At 67.7% G+C, this 2,688-nt stretch carries 3 protein-coding genes; 2 read left to right on the top strand and 1 reads right to left on the bottom strand.

From position 1 onward, the window contains the following. Window positions 1–129: 129 nt before the first annotated feature. On the top strand, window positions 130–1,287 hold the full coding sequence (rodA, locus tag RDU12_RS12610; RefSeq protein WP_300291616.1) for a rod shape-determining protein RodA: 1,158 nt from the start codon (window positions 130–132) through the stop codon (window positions 1,285–1,287). A gap of 29 nt (window positions 1,288–1,316) precedes the next feature. Then, complete coding sequence (locus RDU12_RS12605; protein ID WP_300291618.1) at window positions 1,317–1,775, top strand: DUF6173 family protein; 459 nt, start codon at window positions 1,317–1,319, stop codon at window positions 1,773–1,775. Window positions 1,776–1,856: 81 nt separating this feature from the next. On the opposite strand, the gene pip is transcribed toward RDU12_RS12605, so the two are convergent. Then, window positions 1,857–2,688: prolyl aminopeptidase (pip, locus tag RDU12_RS12600; RefSeq protein WP_308684910.1), on the bottom strand; the 832-nt coding region annotated here is incomplete at its 5' end.

Below are 2,688 nucleotides of genomic sequence, written 5' to 3'. Positions count from 1 at the left end.
CAGCCGGCGGCAGGGCGCGTCGCGCTGGAAGGAGCACTCTCCTTCCCGGCACGCGCCGCCGCCGCCCGCCCCGCGTCCGGCGCCCACCGCCACCTCCGGCCCGCGTCCCTATCTTTCGGAGCCGCGCCGATGACCGCTTCAGCCCTGACCCGTCCCGGCGAGCGCGACCGGATCTCGACCAAGATCACCGAGCTGGACTGGCGGCTGGTCAGCCTGTTGTGCGTGGTCGCCGCCGTCGGCGCCGCCATGCTCTATTCGATCGCGGGCGGTCAGTGGCAGCCGTGGGCGGCCGACCACCTGATCCGTTTCGGGGTCCTGCTGGTCATCATGCTGGGCCTCGCCATGGTCCACCCGAAATGGTGGTTCCGCGGCGCCTATCCGCTCTACGCCCTGCTGCTGGTGATGGTGTTGATGATCGAGTTCACGCCCCTCGGCTATGTGGCCGGCGGGGCGCGCAACTGGCTGAACCTCGGCGTCATCCGCATTCAGCCGGCCGAGTTCATGAAGCTGGGCCTCGTCCTCGCCCTGGCGCGCTGGTACCACAACCATTCGGCCCAGGACGCCCGCTGGTCGTGGAAGCTGCTGATCCCGGCCGGGATGATCGGCGTGCCCTTCATCCTGGTCGCCAAACAGCCCGATCTCGGCTCGGCCATGATCATCGGCCTGACGGGCGGGGCCGTGATGTTCCTCGCCGGGCTCAGCTGGCGGGTGCTCGCCGCCGGGGCCGCGGCCGCCGTCGCTGTCATCCCGCCCTTCGTGATGTTCGGCATGCACGACTACCAGCGCAATCGCGTGCTGACGTTCATGAACCCCGAGGCCGATCCGTCGGGCACGGGATACAATATCATCCAGTCCAAGATCGCCCTCGGATCCGGCGGTCTGCTCGGCAAGGGCTACGGCCTCGGCAGTCAGAGCCAGCTCGAATTCCTGCCCGAACGGCATACCGACTTCATCTTCTCGACCGTGGCCGAGGAATTCGGTTTCGTCGGCTCCTTCACCGTCCTGGCCTGCTATGTCGCCATCATCCTGATCTCGCTGCGCATCGCCTCCCTGGCCCACAGCCATTTCGGCCGCATCGCCGCCGCCGGGATGACCGCCTTCTTCGCCCTGTTCGTGCTGATCAACGGGGCCATGGTGATGGGACTGGCGCCCGTCGTCGGGGTGCCGATGCCGCTGCTGTCCTACGGCGGATCGTCGATGATGACGGTGATGATCGGCTTTGGCCTGATCCTCTCCACCCGCGTGCATCGCTACGCCGAACTGCCCAAGGGGCAGGGCCTGTTCTGATCGCGCGGTTCGCGCGTTAGGCTCGGGCCATGTCTGAATCGTCCTCCAAGACCGCCCCGCCCGTCTTCGTCCCCGACTGGGGCGACGAGCCCTGTCCGAAGCCCGTCATCCCGGCCGCCTCGCCGGAACAGACCGCGGCCATGATGGACGGCGTCCGCATGCGCGAGAACCCGGCGGAATGGGCCTTCGTCCGGCTATCCAAGCTGATCGAGGATTTCGAGAAGGGGCTCGACAAGGACGACGAGGTCGGGGCCCGGATCGTCGGCCTGCCCGGCGACGGGACCATGTCGATCGAGGACGTCGGCTTCTGGGGCCCCGACTTCATCCTGTTCATCGGCCGCAACGCCCACGGCAAGCCGGTGCGGCTGATCCAGCACTACGGCCAGATCAACGTCCTGCTCGACGTCCGCCGCCGCCCCGAAGAGCGGGAGGCCCGCCGCATCGGCTTCCAGCTGTCGGAAATGGTCCGGAAGACGGACAAGAAGTGAGGCGACAGGGATCAGGCAGCAGGTCGCCGTGATCCAGTAGCCGCCAGGCCCGCGACCTCACTGTTGCCCGCTGCCTGCTGCCTAGAGCGAAGCCGCCCAGTCCGTCGCCCGCACCAGGCTGTCGATGATGCCCGGCTCGGTGGAGGCGTGGCCGGCGTCCTTGACCACGTCCAGCTTCGCCTCGGGCCAGGCCCGGTGCAGCGCCCAGGCGCCCGACATCGGCGTCACCACGTCGAACCGTCCCTGGGCGATCCAGCAGGGGATGTGGCGGATGCGGCCGATGTTCTTGAGCAGCCAGCCTTCCTCGGGGAAGAAGCCGCCATTGGTGAAATACCAGTTCTCGATCCGGGCGAAGGCCACGGCGAATTCCGGCTCCGCGAACTTGTCGGGCTTGGCCTCCGGCCCCTGAACGCTGACCGTCTCGCCTTCCCAGCTCGACCAGGCCACGGCGCAGCGTTCGCGCTCGGCCCGGTTCTCGCCGATCAGCCGCCTGTAATAGGCGCTCATCAGATCGTGGCGCTCGTTCTCGGGGATCGGAGCGATGAACCGCTCCCAGGCGTCGGGGAAGATGTTCGAGGCGCCGTCCTGGTAGAACCAGTGCAATTCCGGCTTTGTCAGCAGGAAGATTCCGCGCAGCACCAGCGCCGCCGCGCGCTCGGGATGGGTGATCGCGTAGGCCATCGACAGGGTCGAACCCCAGCTGCCGCCGAACACCACCCATTTGTCGATGCCCAGCAGCTCGCGCAGCCGTTCGATGTCCTCGATCACGGTCCAGGTGGTGTTGTCCTCCAGCGAGGCGTTCGGCCGGCTCTTGCCGCAACCGCGCTGGTCGAACAGGACGATCCGATATTTCGAGGGGTCGAAATAGCGTCGCATGCCCGGATTGACCGCGCCGCCGGGTCCGCCGTGCAGC

The sequence above is a fragment of the Brevundimonas sp. genome (assembly GCF_031082345.1).
Classification (GTDB): Bacteria; Pseudomonadota; Alphaproteobacteria; order Caulobacterales; family Caulobacteraceae; genus Brevundimonas.
The sequence above is the reverse complement of the archived record's forward strand: the minus strand, read 5'-3'. Positions and strand labels throughout refer to the sequence as shown.